Source organism: Streptomyces sp. NPDC050164, from assembly GCF_044459945.1.
In the GTDB taxonomy this organism is placed as follows: domain Bacteria; phylum Actinomycetota; class Actinomycetes; order Streptomycetales; family Streptomycetaceae; genus Streptomyces; species Streptomyces coeruleorubidus_A.
Genome location: NZ_JBITJK010000029.1, coordinates 50,111 through 70,643, shown reverse-complemented (window position 1 = coordinate 70,643; position 20,533 = coordinate 50,111). Strand labels below are relative to the sequence as shown.

At 74.4% G+C, this 20,533-nt stretch carries 17 protein-coding genes and 3 pseudogenes; 9 read left to right on the top strand and 11 right to left on the bottom strand.

From position 1 onward, the window contains the following. Positions 1-195 precede the first annotated feature (195 nt). The 5 genes and pseudogenes from ACIBNA_RS30920 (at position 196) to ACIBNA_RS30900 (ending at position 4,573) form a co-directional block, all read left to right on the top strand. Positions 196-873, top strand: a complete 678-nt coding sequence (locus tag ACIBNA_RS30920) for a nucleotidyltransferase family protein (protein WP_399168474.1) — start codon at positions 196-198, stop codon at positions 871-873. Between the two features lie 16 nt (positions 874-889). Further along, positions 890-1,177 carry a BON domain-containing protein gene (locus ACIBNA_RS30915; protein WP_399168473.1) on the top strand — a complete coding sequence of 96 codons (288 nt, stop codon included), beginning with the start codon at positions 890-892 and terminating at the stop codon, positions 1,175-1,177. Next, entirely contained in the window at positions 1,174-1,938 is a 765-nt protein-coding gene (locus ACIBNA_RS30910) for a metallophosphoesterase (RefSeq protein WP_399168472.1), read from the top strand. The genes ACIBNA_RS30915 and ACIBNA_RS30910 overlap by 4 nt, the downstream gene beginning before the upstream one ends. A 264-nt stretch (positions 1,939-2,202) precedes the next feature. Beyond that, positions 2,203-3,239: pseudogene (locus ACIBNA_RS30905) on the top strand (alkaline phosphatase D family protein). After that, the gene (locus tag ACIBNA_RS30900) at positions 3,197-4,573 is read left to right on the top strand and encodes an alpha-lytic protease prodomain-containing protein (protein WP_399168470.1); all 1,377 of its coding nucleotides are present in this window, start codon (positions 3,197-3,199) and stop codon (positions 4,571-4,573) included. Before ACIBNA_RS30905 ends, ACIBNA_RS30900 begins: the two are co-directional and overlap by 43 nt. A 61-nt stretch (positions 4,574-4,634) precedes the next feature. Here ACIBNA_RS30900 and ACIBNA_RS30895 read toward each other — a convergent pair. The 3 genes and pseudogenes from ACIBNA_RS30895 to ACIBNA_RS30885 all read right to left on the bottom strand — a co-directional run. Continuing rightward, positions 4,635-4,891, bottom strand: a pseudogene (locus tag ACIBNA_RS30895) (penicillin-binding protein); the annotation flags it as partial. Next, a pseudogene (locus tag ACIBNA_RS30890) lies at positions 4,890-5,111 on the bottom strand (DUF6895 family protein); the annotation flags it as partial. The pseudogenes ACIBNA_RS30895 and ACIBNA_RS30890, both read right to left, overlap by 2 nt. 103 nt (positions 5,112-5,214) lie before the next feature. Beyond that, entirely contained in the window at positions 5,215-6,693 is a 1,479-nt protein-coding gene (locus ACIBNA_RS30885) for an aminotransferase class I/II-fold pyridoxal phosphate-dependent enzyme (RefSeq protein ID WP_399168468.1), read from the bottom strand. A gap of 778 nt (positions 6,694-7,471) precedes the next feature. Here ACIBNA_RS30885 and ACIBNA_RS30880 point away from each other — a divergent pair. The 4 genes from ACIBNA_RS30880 to ACIBNA_RS30865 all read left to right on the top strand — a co-directional run bounded on the left by ACIBNA_RS30880 (position 7,472) and on the right by ACIBNA_RS30865 (position 11,553). Continuing rightward, positions 7,472-8,656 (top strand): amidohydrolase, encoded by a 1,185-nt coding sequence (locus ACIBNA_RS30880; RefSeq protein ID WP_399168467.1) that lies wholly within the window; start codon positions 7,472-7,474, stop codon positions 8,654-8,656. A 63-nt stretch (positions 8,657-8,719) separates the two neighbouring features. Beyond that, positions 8,720-9,253 carry a DoxX family protein gene (locus tag ACIBNA_RS30875; protein ID WP_399168466.1) on the top strand — a complete coding sequence of 178 codons (534 nt, stop codon included), beginning with the start codon at positions 8,720-8,722 and terminating at the stop codon, positions 9,251-9,253. Between the two features lie 77 nt (positions 9,254-9,330). Further along, positions 9,331-9,894 carry a hemerythrin domain-containing protein gene (locus tag ACIBNA_RS30870; RefSeq protein WP_399168465.1) on the top strand — a complete coding sequence of 188 codons (564 nt, stop codon included), beginning with the start codon at positions 9,331-9,333 and terminating at the stop codon, positions 9,892-9,894. A gap of 417 nt (positions 9,895-10,311) precedes the next feature. Continuing rightward, the gene (locus ACIBNA_RS30865; protein WP_399168464.1) at positions 10,312-11,553 is read left to right on the top strand and encodes an MFS transporter; all 1,242 of its coding nucleotides are present in this window, start codon (positions 10,312-10,314) and stop codon (positions 11,551-11,553) included. A 167-nt stretch (positions 11,554-11,720) separates the two neighbouring features. Here ACIBNA_RS30865 and rfaE2 read toward each other — a convergent pair whose 3' ends face one another. The 8 genes from rfaE2 to ACIBNA_RS30825 all read right to left on the bottom strand — a co-directional run bounded on the left by rfaE2 (position 11,721) and on the right by ACIBNA_RS30825 (position 20,519). After that, entirely contained in the window at positions 11,721-13,127 is a 1,407-nt protein-coding gene (rfaE2, locus tag ACIBNA_RS30860; protein WP_399168463.1) for a D-glycero-beta-D-manno-heptose 1-phosphate adenylyltransferase, read from the bottom strand. After that, the gene (locus tag ACIBNA_RS30855) at positions 13,124-13,759 is read right to left on the bottom strand and encodes an SIS domain-containing protein (protein ID WP_399168462.1); all 636 of its coding nucleotides are present in this window, start codon (positions 13,757-13,759) and stop codon (positions 13,124-13,126) included. Before ACIBNA_RS30855 ends, rfaE2 begins: the two co-directional genes overlap by 4 nt. Positions 13,760-13,858: 99 nt before the next feature. Further along, complete coding sequence (locus ACIBNA_RS30850; RefSeq protein ID WP_399168461.1) at positions 13,859-15,136, bottom strand: glycosyltransferase; 1,278 nt, start codon at positions 15,134-15,136, stop codon at positions 13,859-13,861. Beyond that, on the bottom strand, positions 15,133-16,098 hold the full coding sequence (locus tag ACIBNA_RS30845) for a glycosyltransferase (protein ID WP_399168460.1): 966 nt from the start codon (positions 16,096-16,098) through the stop codon (positions 15,133-15,135). The genes ACIBNA_RS30850 and ACIBNA_RS30845 overlap by 4 nt, the downstream gene beginning before the upstream one ends. Further along, positions 16,095-17,168, bottom strand: coding sequence for a glycosyltransferase family 9 protein (locus ACIBNA_RS30840; RefSeq protein ID WP_399168459.1), 1,074 nt, complete (start codon positions 17,166-17,168; stop codon positions 16,095-16,097). The genes ACIBNA_RS30845 and ACIBNA_RS30840 overlap by 4 nt, the downstream gene beginning before the upstream one ends. Continuing rightward, complete coding sequence (locus ACIBNA_RS30835; protein WP_399168458.1) at positions 17,165-17,788, bottom strand: D-glycero-alpha-D-manno-heptose-1,7-bisphosphate 7-phosphatase; 624 nt, start codon at positions 17,786-17,788, stop codon at positions 17,165-17,167. The genes ACIBNA_RS30840 and ACIBNA_RS30835 overlap by 4 nt, the downstream gene beginning before the upstream one ends. Next, positions 17,785-18,858, bottom strand: a complete 1,074-nt coding sequence (locus tag ACIBNA_RS30830; protein ID WP_399168457.1) for a glycosyltransferase family 2 protein — start codon at positions 18,856-18,858, stop codon at positions 17,785-17,787. Before ACIBNA_RS30830 ends, ACIBNA_RS30835 begins: the two co-directional genes overlap by 4 nt. Next, positions 18,855-20,519: a carbamoyltransferase gene (locus ACIBNA_RS30825; protein ID WP_399168456.1), complete on the bottom strand. Its 1,665-nt coding sequence runs from the start codon at positions 20,517-20,519 to the stop codon at positions 18,855-18,857. The genes ACIBNA_RS30830 and ACIBNA_RS30825 overlap by 4 nt, the downstream gene beginning before the upstream one ends. Positions 20,520-20,533 lie beyond the last annotated feature (14 nt).

The following is a 20,533-nucleotide window of genomic DNA, read 5'->3' as shown; positions in this document are numbered from 1 at the left end:
CTGGTGACGGCGGGTCGGGCAGCCCGCTCGGCCCGGCGCGGCCGGCGTCGGCGGAAACCGGCCCCCGTCCCGGTGCTCATCGGGGGCCTTCAGTGTCGGCGTGACAGCTCCGGGTACTCAGAGCAGGCACGCAGGCCGTCACGGGTCCGGGCACCGTGCGGCGGCGGGGTGCCCGGTTCGGCGAATGGAGTGGTCATGACGCAGAACGGTGATGACGCGACGCTCGTCCGGCGACCGGGAATCCCCGATTTCCGGCTGGCTCCGGACCAGCCCGAGCCCGCGCCACCACAGGACCCGCAGGCCGACGAGCCGCCCCAGGCGCTCCCCCTGGACCGCAACCAGGCGATCCTGGAGGCGGCCAAGCAGGTCGGTGCCCTGCTGAAACGCAAGGGGCACCTCTTCGCGCTGGCCGGGAGCGTGGCCGCCTACGCCCACGGCGGCGAGAAGAACCTCCAGCACGACGTCGACTTCGCCATCCGCCCCGAGGACGCGGACGCGGTGGCGGCCACGCTCCGCGAGGCCGGGCTGACGGTCTACACGCCGCCGGAGGACTGGCTGATCAAGGCCACGTGTTTCGGCCAGCCGGTGGACATCATCTTCGAGCTGGCGCACCGGCCGGTCGGCGCGGACATGCTGGAGCGGGCGGAGGAGGTCTCGGTCGACTCGGTGCGCATGCCCGTGCTGGCCCCGACCGACCTGCTGTGGAGCCTGATCGCCGCCTTCTCCGAGCACCACTGCGACTTCGGCGCGGCCCTGCCCATCGCGCGTGCCCTGCGGGAGAAGGTCGAGTGGGGGCGGGTGCGGCGCGAGTGCGGGGACGCGCCCATGCCCGCCGCCTTCTTCTTCCTCCTGGAGCGCCTGAACGTCATCTGATGCGGAAGGAACACCCATGACTACCCACGGCTCACAGCACACGGGCGGCGGGGAGCCGGAGCAGAACCTGGACTACCGGATCGCTCACCTCCAGGACCGCCTCGCCGCCGGTGAGCTCGGTGAACTGGGCGTGCGGGTCGAGGCCCGCGGCCAGACGGTGCTGCTCACCGGCACCGTGCCCTCGGCGCCCTGCCGCGACGAGATTCTGCGCACCGTCCGGGAGGAGCTCGCCGGGGTCCCGGTGCACAGCGACCTCGTGGTCACCGAGACGTCCTCCCCCGACCACGCGGAGGAACTCGCATGATCCGCATCGCAGCCGTCGGAGACATCCACATGGGGGCCGACAGCCAGGGCCTGCTCCGCCCCGCCTTCGAGACCCTGCCCGAGTGCGCGGACCTCCTGCTGCTGGCCGGGGACCTGACTCGGCACGGCACTGCCGAGGAGGCCCGGGTGGTGGCCCGGGAGGTCCGGGACCTCGGGGTTCCGGTGGTCGCCGTGCTGGGCAACCACGACCATCACGACGACCGGCCCGACGAGGTCACGGCCATCCTCCGGGACGCCGGCGCCCACGTCCTGGAGGGGCAGGGGACGGTCGTGGCGAGTGGCGGGGCGCGGATCGGAGTGGCCGGCACCAAGGGGTTCGGCGGTGGCTTCGTCGGCCGCTGCGCCGGGGAGTTCGGCGAGCCGGTCATGAAGGAGTTCGTCAGGTACTCGCGCCGGTGCGCCGACAGCCTGCGCACGTCCCTGGAGCAGTTGGGCGGGGAGGGCTGTGACGCGCGGATCGCGCTGACCCACTTCTCCCCCGTCCCGGACACGCTGGCGGGCGAGCCGCTGGAGATCTATCCGTTCCTGGGCAGCTATCTGCTGGCCGAGGCGATCGACACCGCCGGTGCCGACCTCTCGGTGCACGGGCACGCGCACGCCGGTACGGAACACGGCATGACGAGTGGCGGCGTGCGGGTGCGCAACGTCGCCCAGCCGGTCATCGGGCGGGCCTTCCACGTCTACCACCTGCCCGTCCGCGACCACGCGACCACCGGGGCCGCCGCACAAGCGGCCCGTTAGACAGCGCAGTCCCCCATCCGCCGCCGGCCGACGCCGGCGGCGTTTTTCATGTCCCGTTCGTGTCCCTGTTCGTGTCCCCGTTCGTCTCCCGCGAAACGACTGCGCCCGCCACCGGTCCCGTCGCCGACGGATGCGTGAGCGACGGCGAGACATGACGGGCCGCTCCCGTACCGCCTCTGGTGTGAACGCCGTGCAAGTCGTGCCGTTTCCAGGCATTTTGTCTGCTTAGCATGCTTGCTCGTGCCCCGTACGAGAGGACATCAGATGACGCTGACGGGCCGTCAAAGACCGCCGCCCGAGCATGCCTTCTCTCCGCACGACGCCGTACTGCGCACCGCGGCACGGGATGTCGCCCGCCGTCGCTTCCTGACCGTCACCGCGGCACCCGCGCTGCTCGCCCACAGCGTGCACGTCGACGTCGAGGGCCTGATGCCGGACAGCCACTACTACTACCGTTTCCGGGTGGGTGCCTGGACCAGCCCCACGGGCCGTACCCGTACCGCACCGGAGGCGGGCAGTGACGCCGACACCATGCGGCTGGCCGCCGTCGCCTGCCAGGCCTACCAGGACGGCTACCGGGCGCACTGGGAGAACCAGCCGCTGCGGGCCGAGCAGTTGCCGCAGGGGCCCGACGCCCGGCTGTACCGCCGGCCGGTCCGGGGCTCGCTCGCCCGGTTCGACGTCCTCGACACCCGCCAGTACCGCTCCGACCAGGCCTACAACGACCGTCCGCACGCGCCGCGCGCCGAGTCGGACGACCCGGCGCGCACCCTCACCGGTGCCGAGCAGGAACGCTGGCTGCTGGACGGCCGACGGGCCTCCGACGCCCTGTGGAACCTGATGCCCCAGCAGGGATGGTCCTCACCGGCGACGTCCACGTCGGGTACGCCTTCGACATCAAGGACGACTTCGACGACCCGCAGAGCAAGACGATCGGCACGGAGTTCACCGGAAGTACTCCGACGGCCGGCGCGGCTACGTCCGCGTCGAACCGGGCCGCGAGAACGCCGAGGTCGACTTCCGGACCGTCTCGGCCATCACCAAGCCGGGGAGCGCCATCTCGACGGCCGCGTCCTTCGTCACGGAGGTGGTTCACCCGGCCTCGAGTCCGCGTAGACGCGGCGGCCACCGTACTGCACTTGGCAACCTTCGCCGCATCAAAGCGCGAAACGGGCCGCCGTGGACATCGCGCGAGGCCGTTCAGGCAAGACCTGAGGTTTTGCGGCAGCTACATCCGTGAACGAAGGAGACACATCGCATGGTCGACAGACATGCCGTCACCGGCCGCCGGGCGGCCCTGACCGCGGTCGGCGCGCTCGTCGCCACCTGGCTCCCCACCCCCGCGGCGGCCGAGCCGACTCCCGCGGCGGGCCCGCTGCCCACCGCCTCCCAGACGCTCGGCGCCGACCGGCCGTCGGCTCCGGTGCTGCGTGCCCTGGAGCGCGACCTCGGGCTGACCCCGGCCCAGGCGTCGCGGCGGCTGGTCAACGAGGCGGAGGCGGGCACCCGGGCCGGGCGGCTGCGCAACGCCCTGGGCGACCGCTTCGCGGGGGCCTGGCTGCGGGGCAGGACGTCGCAGGAGCTCGTGGTGGCGACCACGGACACCGCGGACGTGGCCGCCATCAAGGCACAGGGCGCGAAAGCGGCCGTCGTGAAGAAGTCGCTGCGCGACCTGAAGGCGGCGAAGGCGAAGCTGGACGCGGCCGCCGCCCGCGTCAGCACCCGGGACACACCCCTGTGGTACGTCGACGTCCCGGCTAACCGGGTCGTGGTGCAGGCCGGCAGCAAGGCCGCGGCGGCCGCGTTCGTCAAGGCGGCGGGGCTCGACGGCAAGAGCGTGGGCGTCAAGGTGACGGCGAACCGGCCGCGGCTCATGGCGGACATCACCGGCGGCGACGCCTACTACACCGACGGCACCGGCCGCTGCACCGTGGGCTTCTCCGTCACCAAGGGCGCGCAGGAAGGTTTCGCCTCGGCGGGACACTGCGGCAAGCAGGGCGCCAAGACGACCGGGTTCGACAAGGCCGAGCAGGGGACGTTCCAGGCCTCCACGTTCCCCGGCAAGGACATGTCGTGGGTGGCCGTCAACGACCAGTGGACGGCGACGCCGAACGTGAAGGGCGCGGGCGAGCAGAAGGTGCAGATCACCGGCTCGGTCCAGGCGCTCGTCGGGGCGGCCGTCTGCCGTTCCGGCTCGACCACCGGCTGGCACTGCGGCAAGGTCGAGCAGCACGACACCAGCGTCAGCTACGGCGAGGGCGAGGTGGACGGGCTGACCCAGACGACGGTGTGCGCCGAGCCCGGCGACTCCGGCGGGCCGTACGTCTCGGGCGTCCAGGCGCAGGGCGTGACCTCCGGCGGCACCGGCGACTGCAAGACCGGCGGCACCACGTACTACCAGCCGATCAACCCGCTGCTCAGCGAGTTCGGCCTGACCCTGAAGACCGCGGAGGCCTACTCCCCGGCACCGGCGCCGCAGGACAACACCGTCGCGCAGCCGTGGGCCGCGGGCCGGGTCTACGAGGCCGGGGCCACCGTGAGCCACGCCGGTGTGCGCTACCAGTGCCTCCAGACCCACCAGGCCCAGGACGTGTGGGCGCCCACCCGCACCCCGGCCCTGTGGCAGCGGGTGTGACGAAGGGACAGGGCTGTCCGGCGCCGGCGCGGTCCGTGCCGCCGGCGCCGGGCGGGCCCGGCTACTCCTCCGCCGGCAGCGCGTACGCGGTGGCCACGAACGGGTCGTGGGGGCGGGAGCGTCGGGTGCACAGCGCGGCCAGGGCCGTGCCGGTGCCCGAGCCCCCGGCGGAGCACCGGGCGGCGCACCGCGCGCAGGGCGGCGGCCAGCCGCGGGCGTGCGCCGGCCGGGTGCAGATGGGCCTCCTGGAACGTGAGCAGGTCGTACGGCGCCCGCCGCCTGGATGCCTCCGGCGTCGAAGGGAGCACGGGGGTCTCGCCACGGCCAGCAGCTCGCAGCCGAGGTCCCACATCCGGGTGTTCAGGCAGGTGTCGAGCCAGGGCGGCAGCCAGTCGGCCAGGTAGGCGGCCAGGTCCGGTGGCAGGCCCCCGGGCCCGGTGCGTCCCCAGTCGGTGAGGTGGAAGACGACGTAGGTCAGGGCATATCCGGAATCGCGTTCGAAGGTCCAGGGTTCCGGCAGTCCGCCCAGCCAGCGGTCAGGGCGAGCGCGGCCAGCACCGCCAGCCCACCTTCCGGATCACCAGAATTCGGACGAAGGTTGCCAACTTTCCCAGAACTCACCTCAATAACTTTTCAACATCTCAGGCGTGAGTGGTTGACCCTCGTGCCACTACGCGCAGGGTGCGGACGGAGGAGTCCGCCGCGTCGGGGATGAGGACGCCGTGCTCGGCACCGCTGCGCAGGTAGTCCAGGACCTCGTCGGTGACGACCTCGCCGGGTGCCACCACGGGCACGCCCGGCGGGTAGGGGCTGATCATCTCCGCGGCGATCCGTCCGTCGGCCCGCTCGGCGGGCACGTGCTCGACCGGGGCGAAGAACGCCTCGCGGGGCAGCATCGCCTGCTCCAGCTCCAGTGCCGAGGGCTCGGGCAGGTGGACCGGCGGCCGCCGCTCGATGGTGTCCGCCCGCTCGACGAGCGCGGCCAGAGCGTCCACCAGGACCGTCTCGGTCTCGTCGTCGTCCGCGTACGTGATCGAGGCGCTGATTCGGCAGGTGTCCGAGCCGCCGACGTCCACGTGGCGGTGGGTGCGCAGCCACTCCGCGGCCTGCATCCCGCTGATGCCGAGCTTGCGTACGTCGATGACGAGCTTGAGCGGATCGAGGTCGGCGGCGAGCCCCTCCTCCACGACCTCGGGGCCCATGGGCCGCAGACCCGGCAGGTCGGCGACCACCGCCCGGATGCGCTCGGCTCGGCGAATGGCGGCTTCCAGGAGTTCGTACCCCTGTTCGACCATCTGGCGGCGCCAGCCGTCGAGCGTGGCGAACACGAGGGAGGAGGCACTGGTGGTGCCGAGCAGGTCCTCCCGCTGCTTCAGGGCCTCGGACGAGACGCGGTCGTACTGGAGGTGGAAGACGGAGCTCTGTTCCACGGCCCCACCCATCTTGTGCACGCTGGTCACCACCAGGTCGGCCTCGGCGTCCATGCCCCAGGCGGGCAGGGCGGGATGGAACGGCAGGTGGGCGCCCCAGGCCTCGTCGACGATGACCGGCACGTCGAACTCGTGGCACACCCGGGCCACTCCCCCGATGTCCGCGCAGGAGCCCCAGTCGGTGGGCGTGATGAGCAGCATGCCCTTGGCGTCCGGGTGTTCCCGGAGTCGCCGGCGGACGTCGTCGGGCTCGGGCGGGTGGGCCAGGTGCCGTTCGGCGTCGAACTTCGGGCGCACCCAGATCGGCTCGACGCCGTTGACGACGACTGCCGCGATGACGGACTTGTGGGCGTTGCGCGACAGCAGCAGCTTCTCGCCCGGGCCGGCCGCGGCCAGCATGGCGGTCTTCACGGACAGCGAGCTGCCGCAGGTGGAGAAGAAGGCGTGCTCGGCGCCGACCGCGTCCGCCATGAGCTCCTGGGCCCGGCTGAGGACGCCCTGCGACTGGCGGCGGTCGTCGAGGCCGTTGAGGGAGAGCACGTCGGAGCGGAACACGTCGAGTCCGACGATCTCGGCGACCCGGGGGTCCACTCCCCTGCCCTGCTTGTGGCCCGGCGGGCCGTAGGCGATGTCGCCGCGGCGCCGGAAGTCCTCCAGCGCCTCAAGGACGGGCACGCGCGAGTGGTCCATGGTTCCTCCCAGATCCGGCCCGCCCGGCCGCCGCCGCGGCGTCCACACTGTCGTGGCCCGGCGGGTACACCGACCGTGTTGCACTCGGGCACCGGTCGAAACGCGACGGGTGTGGCGGCGCCGGGCGGGGACCCGCCCGAGGGCACGGCCGCGCCCCGTCGAAACGCGGCGAGCACCGCGGCGGGGCGAATCCACCAAGGGACATGGCCACACCGGCCGAAACGGCGACGAGTGCCCACCGCACCCAGGCGGCGACCCGCCAAGGACACAACCGCGCCCCTCCAAACGCGGCAGGCACCGCGACAGGGCAACCCACCAGAGACACAGCCACACCAGCCGAAACGACGACGAGTGCCCACCGCACCCAGGCGGCGACCCGCCCAAGGACGCGGCCGCACCGGTCGAGACACGGCGAGTGCCACAGCAAGAAGAAATCCGCCGGAGAGACAGCCACACCAGCCGAATCGGCGGCGAGTGCCCGCCGCACCCAGGGGCTGCCCGCCCATGGACACAGCCGCGCCCGGCGAAACCCGGCGAACACCGCGACAGGGCGAGACCCGCCAACGGCCACAGCCACACCAGCCGAATCGGCGACGAGTACCGCCACACCCCGACCGTCCCAGAGCACAGCCACACCGGCCGAGACGCGGGGAGTGTCGCGGCAGGGCGAAATCGGCCAGGGGACACGGCCACACCGGCCAGAACGCGGCGGGTGTCGCCGTACCGCGCGGTGAAACCCGGTCGGGGACACACCACAGCCGACGCCGGGGAGGCCCCTGTGGACCGCACGCGCGACGACGTACACCAGGCCGTCCGTAAGGAAGTGGCGGCCCGGGCCGACAAGCTGTGGGGCGTGGCCTCGCGGCTGCACGCCGACCCCGAGTACGCCTTCGCCGAGCACCTGGCGGCGGCTCTGCTGTCGGGCGAGCTGGAACGGGCCGGTTTCGCCGTGGAACGCGGCGTGGCGGGGATGCCGACCGCGTTCACCGCGCGCCGGGGCCGGGGCCTGCCCGCGGTGGCGCTGCTGCTGGAGTACGACGCCCTGCCCGGCCTCGGCCACGCGTGCGGCCACAACCTCATCGCGGCGGCGGGCCTGGGGGCCGCGCTGGCGGTGGGGGCCGTGGCGGAGGAGTCCGCCGGGTCGGTGCTCGCGGTCGGCACGCCCGCCGAGGAGGGCGGGGGCGGCAAGGCCCTGGAGGTGGAGGCCGGGGTGTTCGACGGCGTCGACGCGGCGCTGATGTTCCATCCGGGTGTGTACACCTGGGCGCGGGCGCCGCTGACCGCGCAGGTGCAGTACCGGGTGGCCTTCCACGGCCGGGCCGCGCACCCCACGGGGAACCCGGCGGAGGGCATCGACGCGCTCGCGGCACTGGTGGAGCTGTTCAACGTGCTGGCCGTGCTGGGGCGGCGGCTGCCGGAGGGCTCGCACGTGCAGGGCATCGTCACCCATGGCGGCACCGCCACGAACATCGTCCCGGAGTACGCCGAGGGCCTGTTCGGTCTGCGCGCGGCCACGACGCCGGCGCTGGAGGATCTCCCGGAGCGGCTGCGGGAGTGCGCCGACGGCGTGGCCCGGGCCACGGGCACGACCGCCGAGGTGGAGCGGGCCACCGTGCGCTACGAGCACTTCCGGGACAGCGAGGCACTGTCCGAGCGGTTCGCCGCGCATCTGTCCCGGGCCGGGATCCCGCTGTCCCCGCCCGTGCCCGGCGTGTACCTGGGCTCGTCCGACATCGGGAACGTCAGTACGCGGGTGCCCGCCATCCACCCGTTCGTCGCGATCATGAACGACGACGGCTCCGACCACACTCCGGAGTTCGCCGAGGCCGCCGCCTCTCCCCGGGCCCGCGAGGTGCTGGTCGCCGCGACGGAGGCCCTCGCGTGCACCGCCGTGGACGTCCTGCTGTCCGCGGAGCTGCGCGAGGAGGCCTGGGCGCGGCACCGGGCGGCGCGAACCGGGTGAGTGCTTCCGCCCCTGGTGGGGAACCCGGCGAACGCTGTACCCACCGACACCCTGGAGAGGGCCATGAGTCTGTTGCGCGTGCTCGGCCGTCCCATGCTGGCCTCGATGTTCCTCACGGGCGGCCTGAACTCCGTCCGCGACCCGAAGGAGGTCGCCCCGGTCGCCGAGCCTGTCGTACAACCGGTCACCGAACGCGTCTCGGCGCTGCCGGACCGCACCGAGCAGGTCGTACGGCTCAACGGCGCCGTGCAGGTCGTGGCCGGACTGATGCTGGCCACCGGGCGCATGCCGCGTCCGGCCGCGCTGGCCATCGCGGCCACGCTGGTGCCGACGACGCTGGCGGGTCACCGCTTCTGGGAGGCCGAGGATCCTTCGGAACGGGCCGAGCAGCGGATCCACTTCTTCAAGAACATGTCCATGCTCGGCGGGCTGCTGATCGCCGCGGACGACACCGGCGCCCGCCCCTCGGTGCTGTGGCGTGGCACCCACGCCGCCCGTGGCCTGCGGCGGGACGCGGGTCTGGTGCGGCGCTCCGTCCGGACCACCGCGGGCCCGGCCGCGGCGGCCGGGCGTGTCCGGGCCAAGCTCCCGCACTGAGCCACCGAATGGGGGGTCTCGGACCGTGCGTTAGCCCCCTGGGGCCCGGGGGACCCGGGGGGCTGGAGGTGAAGGACATGGGACACGGAGGAAACGTCATCGACGAGCTGGTGACCGATCACCGCGAAGTCGAGGAGATGTTCGGCAAGATCGGGGGACTGCCGTCCGGTCACAAGGACCGCAAGACGTACGCGGACCAGGTCACGATCGAGCTGGTGCGGCACTCGGTGGCCGAGGAGGCCTACCTCTATCCGGCCGTACGCGAGCACGTGGCCAACGGTGACGCTCTCGCCGACCAGGAGCTCGAGGACCACGCCACGGCCGAGCGGATCATGAAGGACCTGGAGGGCTGTGACCCGGGCGACGCCGACTTCGACCGGCTGATGGGCATGCTGATGAGCGAGATCCGCTCGCACATCGCCGACGAGGAGGGCAACCTCTTCCCGGCGCTGCGGCAGGCCTGTCCGATGGACACGCTCAACGAGCTGGGCGAGAAGGTCCGGAGGGCGAAGAAGACCGCCCCGACCCGGCCCCACCCGGCCGCCCCCGACAAGCCTCCGGCGAACAAGCTCCTGGCTCCGGGCACCGGGATGATCGACCGGCTGCGCGACGCGCTGACCGGTCGCGGGAAGCCGGAGTAGAGCGGCCACTGCCGCACACCGCCGTACAGGAGAAGGGCCCGTCGCCTCGGCGACGGGCCCTTCTCTGTCCGTTGTGGCCGCTGTCACGTGATGCGGGCTGGGCGAGGCCCGTGATCGACGCCTGTGATCAACCACACTCGCGGCCTCAAATGCCAGGAGGCTGAGGACGGTTGGGAGGTGTGAGGACGGCGGGCAAGGGGCGGATGGATCCGACTCGGGGGTCCCCTCTGCCACGATGGTCGGCGCCGCATCCGGCGAGGGGAACCACCACGCAGCGCAGCCGGTGCTTCTCGTTCTCCTCGTCCCCCTCCTGCTGAGTCCTCCGACTCGTCTTGCGAGTACCGCACTGTGTCTTCCTCGCCCTCCCCTGCCCAGCCCGTCTCGCGCTCGCCCTGGCGGTCGCTGCGGTACCGCAGCATGCGCTGGTGGTCCGTCGCGAACTTCGTGTCGAACGCCGGTACGTGGATGCAGCTCACGGTGCAGAACCTGCTGGTCCTCGAGATCACCGGGTCCGCCGCCGCGACGGGGCTGTCCATGTCCGTGCAGGCCGCCCCTGCCCTGCTGATGAGCGTCCTCGGCGGCGCGGCCGTCGACCGGTGGCCCCGCAAGCTGACGGCGGCCGTGAGCCAGGCGCTGCTCGGCGCGATCGCGTTCACGACGGCCGTGCTCGTGACGCTGGACCGGCTCGACATGACCTCCCTGATGGTGCTGGCCGCCGTCACGGGTGTCGTCGCGACCGTCGACAACCCGGCGTGTGCCCTGCTGGGCAACGATCTCGTCCCGGCGGAGGACGTGCCCTCGGCCATCGGGGTCGGGGCGCTGGTGCACCAGTCGGGCCGGCTCGTGGGTGCGGCCATGGCCGGTGTGGCGGTGGGGTTCCTCGGCACGTCCGCGGCGTACTTCGCGAACGGCCTGTCGTTCCTGTTCGTGGCCTCGGTCATTCCGTTCCTGCGGCCGGCTGCCGGGGCGGTGCGCGAGGTCGCCGCGGGCCCCAAGCGCACCGGCTCGGACATGTCCGTGCGCGAAGGGCTGGCCTTCTTCGCGCGCCGGCCGCGTCTGATGGCCCTCGCCGGGGTGACCGGGATCAGCGCGGTGTTCGGCCGTAACTACGGGCTCACCCTGGCCGTGCTCGTCACCGGGCCGCTCGCGGGTGGTGCCGGTTCGTTCGGCACGGTGTCGACCGTGCTCGCCGTCGGCGGCATCCTCGGCGCGGTCCTCGGCGCCCGGCTGCGCCGGCCGTCCGTGCGGCTCGTGGGGGCGCTGGCGGCGGCCGGGGCGCTGCTCCAGGTGGTGGCGGGGCTGTCGCCGTCGCTCGCGGTGCTGATCGTGCTCGTGCTGCCGATGGCCGTGGTGGAGTCCGTCTCCGACACCGCCGGCACGGCCGTCCTCCAGACCGACCCGCCCGCCCATCTGCGCGGTCGCGTGCTGGGCGTGTGGGGCAGCGTCGGCACGGTGTGGAGCCTGGGCGGCCCGCCCGCCCTCGGCCTCCTCATGGAACTGGCCAGCGCCCGTGGCGCACTCGTCACCGGCGGCCTGCTCATCGCCGGCTCGATCGGCGCGGGCTACCTGCTGCGACAGCGCCGCAGCACGACGCCGGTGGTACTCCGGACGGAGGAGGGCGACGTACAGGGGCAGCCGGCGCTGAGCACGGCGGCCTGAGCGGGAGCGAGGCGGGGGCGAGGCGGGGGGCGCAGCGACTGGTGGCCGTGACCGACTGAGGCTGATTCCCGGGGCGCGCACGGCGGTCGGCCGCGGCTGCTGGAGAGAGCCGGGGCCACAACGACCGATCGGCGGGACCGCCTCAGCGGCCGGTCAGCCGTACGCCGTCAGGAACCCGACGGCCGCAAGGCCACCGTCGCCGCCTTTGCCGCTCGGCGGGTCAGCAGGGTCGTGGAGCGGCCGTCGAGGTAGGGCAGGACCACGGCCTGGCCGCCCCAGGCGCGGAGCACCTCCGCCTCGGGCAGGTCCTGGACGGAGTAGTCGCCGCCCTTGACCCAGACGTCCGGGCGCAGCCGGGCCAGTACCGCCTCGGGGGTGTCCTCCTCGAAGACCACGACGGCGTCGACGCTGCCGAGCGCGGCGAGGACGCGGGCGCGGTCCGCCGCCGGGTTGAGCGGGCGGCCGGGGCCCTTGCGGCGGGTGACGGACGCGTCGGAGTTCAGGCACACGATGAGGCAGTCGCCGATGCGCCGCGCGCTCTCCAGCAGGCCGACGTGACCGGCGTGCACCAGGTCGAAGCAGCCGCCGGTGGCGACCACGGTGCCGCCGCGGGCCCGGACGCTCTCCGCGAGGGCGAACGCGTCGGTCGCGGGGTCGTCCGCGGGGCCGGGCGGCGGCTCGGTCCGCCACAGGTCGGGGTTGCCCGCGCCGCCGGCCGCGACGAACGCGGCGGCCTCGGCGACGGCCCGTTGCAGCGCCTCCTCGGGGAGCAGGCCGTCGGCGAGGGCGGCAGCCGTCGTCGCGGCGAAGCAGTCGCCCGCGCCGCACGGGTCGCCGGCGGCCCGGTAGGGCACGGGGACGAGCATCGGCGTACCGGAGCCGGGCCGGGCGAGCAGCACCCCGCGGTCACCGAGGGTGACGGCGACGCCCGCCGCGCGCCAGCGTTCCGCCAGCCGTGCTCCCCGCTCGGCGTACGCGCCCAGTGACGTCCCTCCGGAGGAGGGGTACAGGGCTTGTGCCTCCGCCGCGTTGGGGGTGACGAGCCGGGCTCCGGGCACGGGCGGGTCGCCCTTGGGGTGCGGGTCCCACACCAGGGGTGTGCGGCGGGCGGCGTCCTCCAGGTGCGGCCGCAGGGCGCCCGCGGTGTGGCGCCCGTAGTCGGCGACCAGGATCGCGCGGGCGTTCGCCAGTGCCTCCCGGACCGCGCCGTCGGGCTCGCCGGGTGTGCCGCCGCCCCGGTCGATGCGTACGACGGGCCGGCCGCCCGCGAGGACGCGGGTCTTGACCGGCAGGGTGCCCTTCAGCGGGAGTTCCAGCAGCCGGACCCGGCCGCGCAGGTCACGCCGTACGGCCTCGCTGGCGTCGTCGTCGCCGAGCGCGGTCACCAGGACGACCTCCCGGCCGCCGCGGGCGGCGAGGGCGGCGGCCAGTCCGGCTCCTCCCGGGTGCCGCCGGTTGCCCGTCACGTCGACGACGGGGGCGGGGGCGTCCGGGGAGAGCCGTGTCGAGACGCCTTCGATGTCCTCGTCGAGGAGGACGTCCCCGACGACCGCGAGCGGTTGCGGTCCGGTCATGACGTGCTCCCGTGGGTGAGGACCGTACGCCGTGCGAGCGGTGTGGACACGGCCGTGTCGAAGCACTCGCAGAGCAGGTGGACGGCGACGAGGTGGATCTCCTGGACGTTGGCTGTACTGCCGGCGTCGATGCACAAGGCTTCGTGGGCGGCTTCGGCGAGGGGGTTCGGGCCGCGCCCGGTGAGCGCCCACACACGCAGTCCGGCCTGCCGGGCGGTCACGGCCGCGGCGATGAGGTTGGCGCTGCGGCCGGAGGTGGACAGCAGCATCAGGATGTCGCCGGGGCGGCCGTGGGCGGTGACCTGGCGGGCGTAGACGTGGTCGAAGCCGTAGTCGTTGCCGATGGCGGTCACGCTGGAGGTCTCGGCGTGCAGGGCGAGCGCGGAGTAGGCGCGGCGTTCCTGGCGATAGCGGCCGACCAGTTCGGCGGTGAGGTGCTGGGCCTGGGCGGCGCTGCCGCCGTTGCCCGCGGCGAGCAGCCGGCCGCCGCCGGCGAGGACGTCGGCGAGCAGGCCGCCCCAGTCCGTGATCCGTTCGAGGCCGTGCCGGCGGAACCGGCCGAGTGCCTCTTGAAGCGACCGGCAGTGGAGGCGGGCGGCATCGAGCGCGGGGTGTGCGGGGTGTTCGCTCATGCTGTTCGGGCGTGCCACCGCCCGGTGGACGGTGGCGGACCCACACCTCCTTCGGTCTTCGGGCGCCGGCGGCTGTCGGCGGGTCGGGGACGGATCGGTTCAGCCGGCGCCCGTCGCGGCGGGCTCGGCGTCGAGGACCTCGCAGTAGGCGGCCTCGGTGGCCGCGGCGACCTGGCCCCAGCCGTAGCGGCTCAGCACCCGGCGCCGGCCGGCCGCCCCGCACGCCTCGCGGGCCGCCGGGTCGGCGAGCAGGCCGGCGACGGCGCAGGCCAGGGCCTGCGGGTCGCGGGGCGGCACCAGCCGTCCGGTGCCCGGGTCGGCGACGGTGTCGAGCTGCCCGCCGACCGCGCTGGCCACGACGGGCACGCCGCAGGCCATGGCTTCCAGCGGGACGATGCCGAAGGGTTCGTAGTCGGCGGGGCAGACCACGACGTCCGCGGAGCGCAGCAGCGGCGGCACGTCCTCGCTGGGCACGGCGCCGGTGAAGCGGACCCGGTCGGCGACGCCGGCGTCCCGGGCGATGGCGCGCAGCCGGTACACCTCCGGGTCGTCGTCGAGCCGGTCCGCGGGCGGCCCGCCGACCACGACGAGCTCGGTGCCGGGCAGCCGGGCCAGCGCGGCGACGGCCACCGCGGTGCCCTTGCGCGGCACCAGCCGGCCCAGCTGGAGCAGCCGGTGCGGGTACAGTCCGCGCGGCGCGGCCTGGCCCTTTGGGGTGAACCGGTCGGGGTCGACGCCGCACGGCACGATGCCGATCTTGTGCGGGGGTATGCCCATGCGGGTCAGTTCGGCGGCCTCGTCCCGGCAGGTGGCGACGACGCGGTCGCAGCCCAGCCCGATCTCGATCTCGCCGGGGATCCTCTCGGGCGGGCTGGTGTCGGCGTGGCCCTGGTGCCGGCGCTTCACGGTGCCGAGGGCGTGATACGTGTGCAGCAGGGGCAGCCCGTGTGCGCGGGTCGCGCGCAGTGCGGCCAGGCCCGACATCCAGTAGTGCGAGTGCGCGAGGTCGGGGGCCCGGGTGCGCCAGCCGCGCGCCAGGTAGCGGCCGAACTCGCCCATGTACGGAAGGAGTTCGTCCTTGGGGAGCGGCTCGGCCGGTCCGGCGGGGACGTGGTGCACCTCGACGCCGTCGCGCAGCTCCACCCGGCAGGGCAGGTCGGGCGCGTCACGGCGGGTGTAGACGGTGACGCGGTGGCCGCGGTCGGCGAGCGCTCCGGCGAGGCAGGCGACGTGGACGTTCTGGCCGCCGGCGTCGACTCCGCCGAGCGCGGCGAGCGGGCTCGCGTGCTCCGAGACGAGCGCGATCGCGAGGACGCCCGGGTCGAGGGGGTCGCCGCCGAGCGGTCCGGTGGGGAAGGGGCTGAGGGACGGGGTCATGAGCACACCTCCGTGATCAGGCGCTCCCAGTCGGCCAGGAAACGCTTGAGCCCGTAGCGTTCGAGGGCCGCCTGCCGGGCGCGGGCTCCGTCCTCGGCGGCGGCCTCGGGTTCGTGGAGGTAGCGGCGGGCGGCGCGGGCCAGGACCTCGGGGCGGGTGGAGAGGGTGCCCGCGCCGGGCGGTACCGCCTCGACGGCCTCGGTGGTGGCGAGGGCCAGGACGGGCAGGCCGAGGTGCATCGCCTCCAGCAGGGACAGGCCGAGGGAGGTCCAGCGCACCGGGTGCAGGTACATGCGGCGTTCGGCCATGGCCGGGTGCAGCTCGCTCTGGGGCAGGTCGGCGGTGCGGCACCGGTCCGGTGGCAGTCCGAGGTGGCCGGTCAGGCCTTCGGTGCCCATGCCGAACACGTCGAGCGGCACCGCCTCGGCCAGGGCGGGCAGCAGGTCCGTGCCGGTGTACCGGGCGCGTCGCACGGGTTCGTTGACGACGACGGCGGCGCGGGCGAGCCGGCCGGTGTAGCGGTGGCCCGGGTCGACGATGCCGTGTGCGACGACCTCGGTGCGGGTGGTGCCGCAGTCCCAGAACAGCCGGTTGAAGTGCGTGACGTGCACGATCGTCAGGTCGGCGCGGTCGGCGCACGGGTGCCGGGTGTCCGGTACGTCGCCGTCGGGCGCGTTGTGCTCCAGGTACAGCGCGGGCACGTCCCGGCCGGGTCGGCGTCCGCCGAGCCATCGCTCGGCGAGCTCGGCTTCGTGCGGCCGTTGGAGAAGGACCAGGTCGACGGGCGTGTCGCGGAGCTCCTCAGGGGTGGTCTCGCGCACCGAGGACGGCCAGGAGAAGGTTCGGGCCCGCCCCAGGCCGTCCGGGCCGCGGCCCGGGGTGACGGGGACGAGGTAGGTGTGCGGGCCCTGGACGAACGCGGTCGTCCAGGAGCCGTGCACGTGCCACAGCAGGATGTTCATACGGCCGCTCCTCGCTCCGTCTGTTCTCCCTGGTCCGCCGGGTCGTCGGTGAGGGCCGCCACGGCGGCGAGTACCTCGGCGTCGCCGATGCCGTCCAGGCAGGGGTGACCCGGCACGGGGCAGTGCCGGGCCCGGGTGTCCGCGCACGCGGCGCGCCGGTCGCCGAGCAGGACGTGCGGCACGCCGTAGGGCGCCCACCGTTCGGCCGGCACGACGGGTGCGAAGAGACTGACGACTGGTGTGCCGACGGCGGCGGCGAGATGGGCCGGGCCGGTGTTCCCGGCCACCACGGCCTGTGCCCCGGCGAGGACTGAGGCCAGGTGCGGCAGGTCGGTGGCGCCGCCGAGGTCCAGCGCGTTTCGACCGGCGACCCGCGCGGTCAGCTCCCGCTCGTCGGGGCCTCCGGTGACGACGACCCGGTACCCCTCGGCGGACAGGGCGGCGACGGCCCGGGCCGCCCGGTCGGGGGTCCAGGCCCGGGCGGGGACGGCGGCGCCGGGGTGGACGACGACGTACGGCTCGGGGCCGGTGAGGCGGGTGGTGGGGGGCGGCGGGGTGACGCGCAGTCCGCCGTCGTCGCCGGGCGGAAGGGCGTAGCCGGCGGCGCGTGCCAGGTCGAGGGCGGCCAGGGCCTCATGGCGGTGGGGCCGTCTGCGGTGCCGCAGGTCGAGCAGCGCGCCCGGGTAGTCCTCGCTGTCGGCGGCGGTCCATCCGATCCCGGCGAGCCTCAGCAGCAGGGCGATCGGCAGCGGGCTCTGGTGGTACGACACGAGGACGAGCGCCCGGTCGAAGCGGTCCGCCGTGAGCGTCTCCATCAACTGCCGGGTGGCCGCCCGCGTGACGGGCGGCGGCTCCAGCCCGACCCAGGGGGCGTCGTAGGTCAGCACGTCGTCCGCCCCCGGCAGCATCCGCCCCGCCGCGGCGCCCTGCGACCCGCACAGCAGCGCGGTGTACGAGGACCCGGCCGCTACGGCCCGCACGGCGGGCCCGGCCAGGAGCACGTCTCCGGCGCTGTCGAGGCGGACGACGAGGGTCCGGGGCAGGCGGCTGCGGGAACGGAAGGGGATCACCGCGACTCCTGCGTCGGCACGGCCGAGTCGAGGGCGAGGCGTACCGCCTCGATCAGGTCCGCTGCCGTGGCGTCGGCCGCCGTGACCTCCTCGGGCCGGGTGACGGCCGTGGGAACCAGGACGCCGCGGGCCCCCGCGGCCCGCGCGGCCTCCATGTCGGCCCCGATGTCGCCGATGACGACGGTGCGTTCGGGCGGGACGGCAAGTCTGCGGCACGCGGCCAATACCAGGCCGGGGGCCGGTTTGCGGCAGCCGCAGCCCTCCCCCGGTCCGTGCGGGCACACGGCCCAGACGGCGAACGGCCCGAGCAGCTCCTCCACCCGCAGGCGTACGTCCTCGACCTGGCGAGGTCTGAGAAGGCCACGGGCCACGCCGGACTGGTTGGTCACGACGCCGACGGGGATCCCGGCGGCGCGCACGGCGTCGACGGCCTTTCGCGCGCCGGGCATGAGCGCGACCCGCGCCGGGTCCCCGTTGTAGGGGACGTCGGCGACGAGCGTGCCGTCGCGGTCGAAGAGGACGGCCGCGGGGAGCGGACCGCCCAGGGCGTGCGGGGGCTGCCGCACGCCGGGGGCCCCGTGCGGCCCGGAGAGCAGCCAAGGACCGGTGGGCCGGGTCATGATTGCAGCCGTTCCCTGATCGCCGGGCGGGGCGCGGGCGCCGGCTCGCCGGTCCCGAGCGGGGTGAGCGGCCGGGCCGTTCGGTGCGCGAGCCGTCCGCGCAGCCAGTGCCAGGTCGCGGTCGGCGGGATGAGCACGCTGGTCAGGGCCATGGTGAGCACCTCGTCACGGGTGCGCGGCCCGGGCAGGATCCGGGTCAGGGCGAACTCGGTCGTGCCGGCCAGCCATACGGCGGCGCAGGCCCCTGCCGGTCGGTGCCGGCCGAGCAGGGCGCAGCCGAGCGCCGTCACCCCCGCCCCGGTCAGGGCCAGGTGCACGGGCAACCGGCCGCGGGGCGCCTGCGCCCGGCGCCACCAGTGGCGGCCGTGCAGCCGGGTCATCAGCACGTCGTCGGCGTTACCGGCCTGGAGCCGGACGGAGGTCCAGCGCCCGGCCGGCCGCACGGGGTGGGTGGTGGTGCGCCGGCCCTCGGTGAGCGTCCAGTCGGCGTCGAGGATGCGCAGGGCGAGGTCGGCGTCCTCCCTGAAGGCCCGCCGGAAGCGTTCGTCGAATCCGCCGACGGCGGTCAGCGCGGCCCTGCGGTACGCCATGTCGGCGGTGATCCAGCGGGCGCCGGCGAGTGAGGCCGTGTTGCGTTCCCAGTCGGTCGGGCGGCGGTCGGTGGGCAGCGGCACCTCGATCCGGGCGGTGATCCCGGCGGTCCGCTCCGTCGTCGCGGCCAGGTCGAGGGTCAGGTCGTCGCCCCAGGTGGACCCGGGTACGACGTCGTCGTCGAGGAAGACGATCCAGGGCACGTCACCGGCCGCCCGCCAGCCGAGGTTGCGTGCGGCGGCGGGTCCGCGCGCCCCGCCGGGTACGACGATGGTGCGCGAGCGCAGGGAGGGCGGAACGTCGGCGGTGAGGGGCGGGCGGCCCGGGCCGGGCCGGTCGTCGACGATGACCACCCGGACCGGCCCCGGACCGCTCGCCTCGGCCAGGGCGTGCAGGCACACGCGCAGACTGGGCCGGCCGAGGGTCGGTACGACGACGGCGTACGCGGCGTCCCGTGTGCGGGCGGCGGGCTCGGTCATCGCAGGCCTCCGGCGTCCTCGGAACGGAACAGGTCGCCGCGGCGGACGGCGTACGGGCCGATGGCCAGCAGGTCGACAGGCGAGGAGCCGAAGCACTCCAGGGCGTCGCGCGGGTCGTCGACCATGGGCCGCCCGGCGGTGTTGAGGCTGGTGTTGACGACGACGGGCAGTCCGGTGAGCCGCTCGAACTCGCCGAGCATGCGGGCCACGAGCGGTTCGCGGGCCGGGTCGACGGTCTGGATGCGGGCGGTGCCGTCGACGTGCACGACGGCGGGGATGCGGTCCCGCCAGGCCGGGGCGACGTCGTGCACGAACAGCATGTACGGGCTGGGCAGCGGGCCGTCGAAGATCTCGGCGGCGCGGTCGGCGAGGACCATCGGTGCGACGGGCCGGAACTGCTCGCGGCCCTTGACGTCGTTGAGCCGTTCCAGGTTGCCCGCGTGCCCGGGGTGGGCGAGCAGGGAGCGGTGGCCGAGCGCCCGGGGGCCGTATTCGGAACGCCCCTGGAACCAGGCGACGATCGCGTTGTCCGCGAGGGCGCGGGCGACGGTGGCGGCGATGTCCGGGGGCCGTTCGAAGGGTACGGCGGCCGTCTTCAGCCAGGCGCCGAGCTCCGCGTCGGACCAGTCCCGGCCGAGGTCGGCGCCGGTCATGGGCTCCGGTTCGTCGCCCTCGCCGGCGGACAGCAGCAGGGCGCCGCCCAGGGCGGTACCGGCGTCTCCGGCGGCGGGCTGCGCCCACACCCGGGAGAAGGGGCCCTCGCGGGCGATACGGGAGTTGGCGACGCAGTTGAGGGCGACGCCACCGGCGAGCGTGAGCACCTGGTCGTGGGTGCGGCCGTGCAGCCAGCGCACGAGGTCCAGCAGAGTCTCCTCCAGCACGGCCTGGGCGCTGGCGGCGACGTCGGCGTGGTCCTGGGTCCAGGGCTCGTCGGGCCAGCGCGGCGCGCACAGCTCGTGCCAGGGCACGCCGGTGGCGTGGAAGCCGCCGTCGCCGGTGGGGTACACGTGGCGGCGCAGTTCGGTGAGCATGCGCGGGGTTCCGTGGGAGGCGAGGGCCATCACCTTGAACTCGTCGGAGGAGCGCAGGAAGCCGAGGTGTTCGGTGAGTTCCTCGTAGACGAGGCCGAGCGAGTGCGGCAGGTCCTGTGCGTGCAGCGCCTCCAGCCGGTCACCGACACGGCGTGCGGCCAGGTGGGAGGCGCGTTCGCCGCGGCCGTCCAGGACCAGCACGGAGGAGTCGCCTGCGTCCGGTGCGGCGAAGGCGCTGGAGGCGGCGTGGGCCATGTGGTGCGGCACGAAGCGGACGATGCCGGGGTCGAGGCCGGGCAGGGCCGTCCGCAGGAATCCGGGTGCCTCGCGGGCGTAGGTCAGCCGCAGGTGGTCCCACGGGTCGTCCAGGCCCATGTCCCCGGCGGGCCGGGCGAGTTCCGGGTCGAAGGAGTAGGCGACCGCGTCGAGGTCCTGCGGGCGCAGCCCGGCCCTCTTCAGGCACCAGGCGGCGGCCTTCTCGGGCAGCTCCCAGGCGGAGAACGGCAGGGGTCTCTTCCCGTGCTTGCGCCGGGAGAACCGCTCCTCCTCCGCGGCGGCGACGGTCCCACCGTCGATCACCAGGGCGGCGGCGGGGTCGTGGAAGAGGGCGTTGATTCCGAGGATGCGCATGGGGGTGGCGGCCC

Bases quoted from the DNA above. Each gene is read 5' to 3' on its own strand.
- ACIBNA_RS30920 (WP_399168474.1), top strand. From the start codon at position 196: ATGACGCAGAACGGTGATGACGCGACGCTCGTCCGGCGACCGGGAATC.
- ACIBNA_RS30915 (WP_399168473.1), top strand. From the start codon at position 890: ATGACTACCCACGGCTCACAGCACACGGGCGGCGGGGAGCCGGAGCAG.
- ACIBNA_RS30910 (WP_399168472.1), top strand. From the start codon at position 1,174: ATGATCCGCATCGCAGCCGTCGGAGACATCCACATGGGGGCCGACAGC.
- ACIBNA_RS30900 (WP_399168470.1), top strand. From the start codon at position 3,197: ATGGTCGACAGACATGCCGTCACCGGCCGCCGGGCGGCCCTGACCGCG.
- ACIBNA_RS30885 (WP_399168468.1), bottom strand. From the start codon at position 6,693: ATGGACCACTCGCGCGTGCCCGTCCTTGAGGCGCTGGAGGACTTCCGG.
- ACIBNA_RS30875 (WP_399168466.1), top strand. From the start codon at position 8,720: ATGAGTCTGTTGCGCGTGCTCGGCCGTCCCATGCTGGCCTCGATGTTC.
- ACIBNA_RS30870 (WP_399168465.1), top strand. From the start codon at position 9,331: ATGGGACACGGAGGAAACGTCATCGACGAGCTGGTGACCGATCACCGC.
- ACIBNA_RS30865 (WP_399168464.1), top strand. From the start codon at position 10,312: ATGCGCTGGTGGTCCGTCGCGAACTTCGTGTCGAACGCCGGTACGTGG.
- rfaE2 (WP_399168463.1), bottom strand. From the start codon at position 13,127: ATGACCGGACCGCAACCGCTCGCGGTCGTCGGGGACGTCCTCCTCGAC.
- ACIBNA_RS30855 (WP_399168462.1), bottom strand. From the start codon at position 13,759: ATGAGCGAACACCCCGCACACCCCGCGCTCGATGCCGCCCGCCTCCAC.
- ACIBNA_RS30850 (WP_399168461.1), bottom strand. From the start codon at position 15,136: ATGACCCCGTCCCTCAGCCCCTTCCCCACCGGACCGCTCGGCGGCGAC.
- ACIBNA_RS30845 (WP_399168460.1), bottom strand. From the start codon at position 16,098: ATGAACATCCTGCTGTGGCACGTGCACGGCTCCTGGACGACCGCGTTC.
- ACIBNA_RS30835 (WP_399168458.1), bottom strand. From the start codon at position 17,788: ATGACCCGGCCCACCGGTCCTTGGCTGCTCTCCGGGCCGCACGGGGCC.
- ACIBNA_RS30830 (WP_399168457.1), bottom strand. From the start codon at position 18,858: ATGACCGAGCCCGCCGCCCGCACACGGGACGCCGCGTACGCCGTCGTC.
- ACIBNA_RS30825 (WP_399168456.1), bottom strand. From the start codon at position 20,519: ATGCGCATCCTCGGAATCAACGCCCTCTTCCACGACCCCGCCGCCGCC.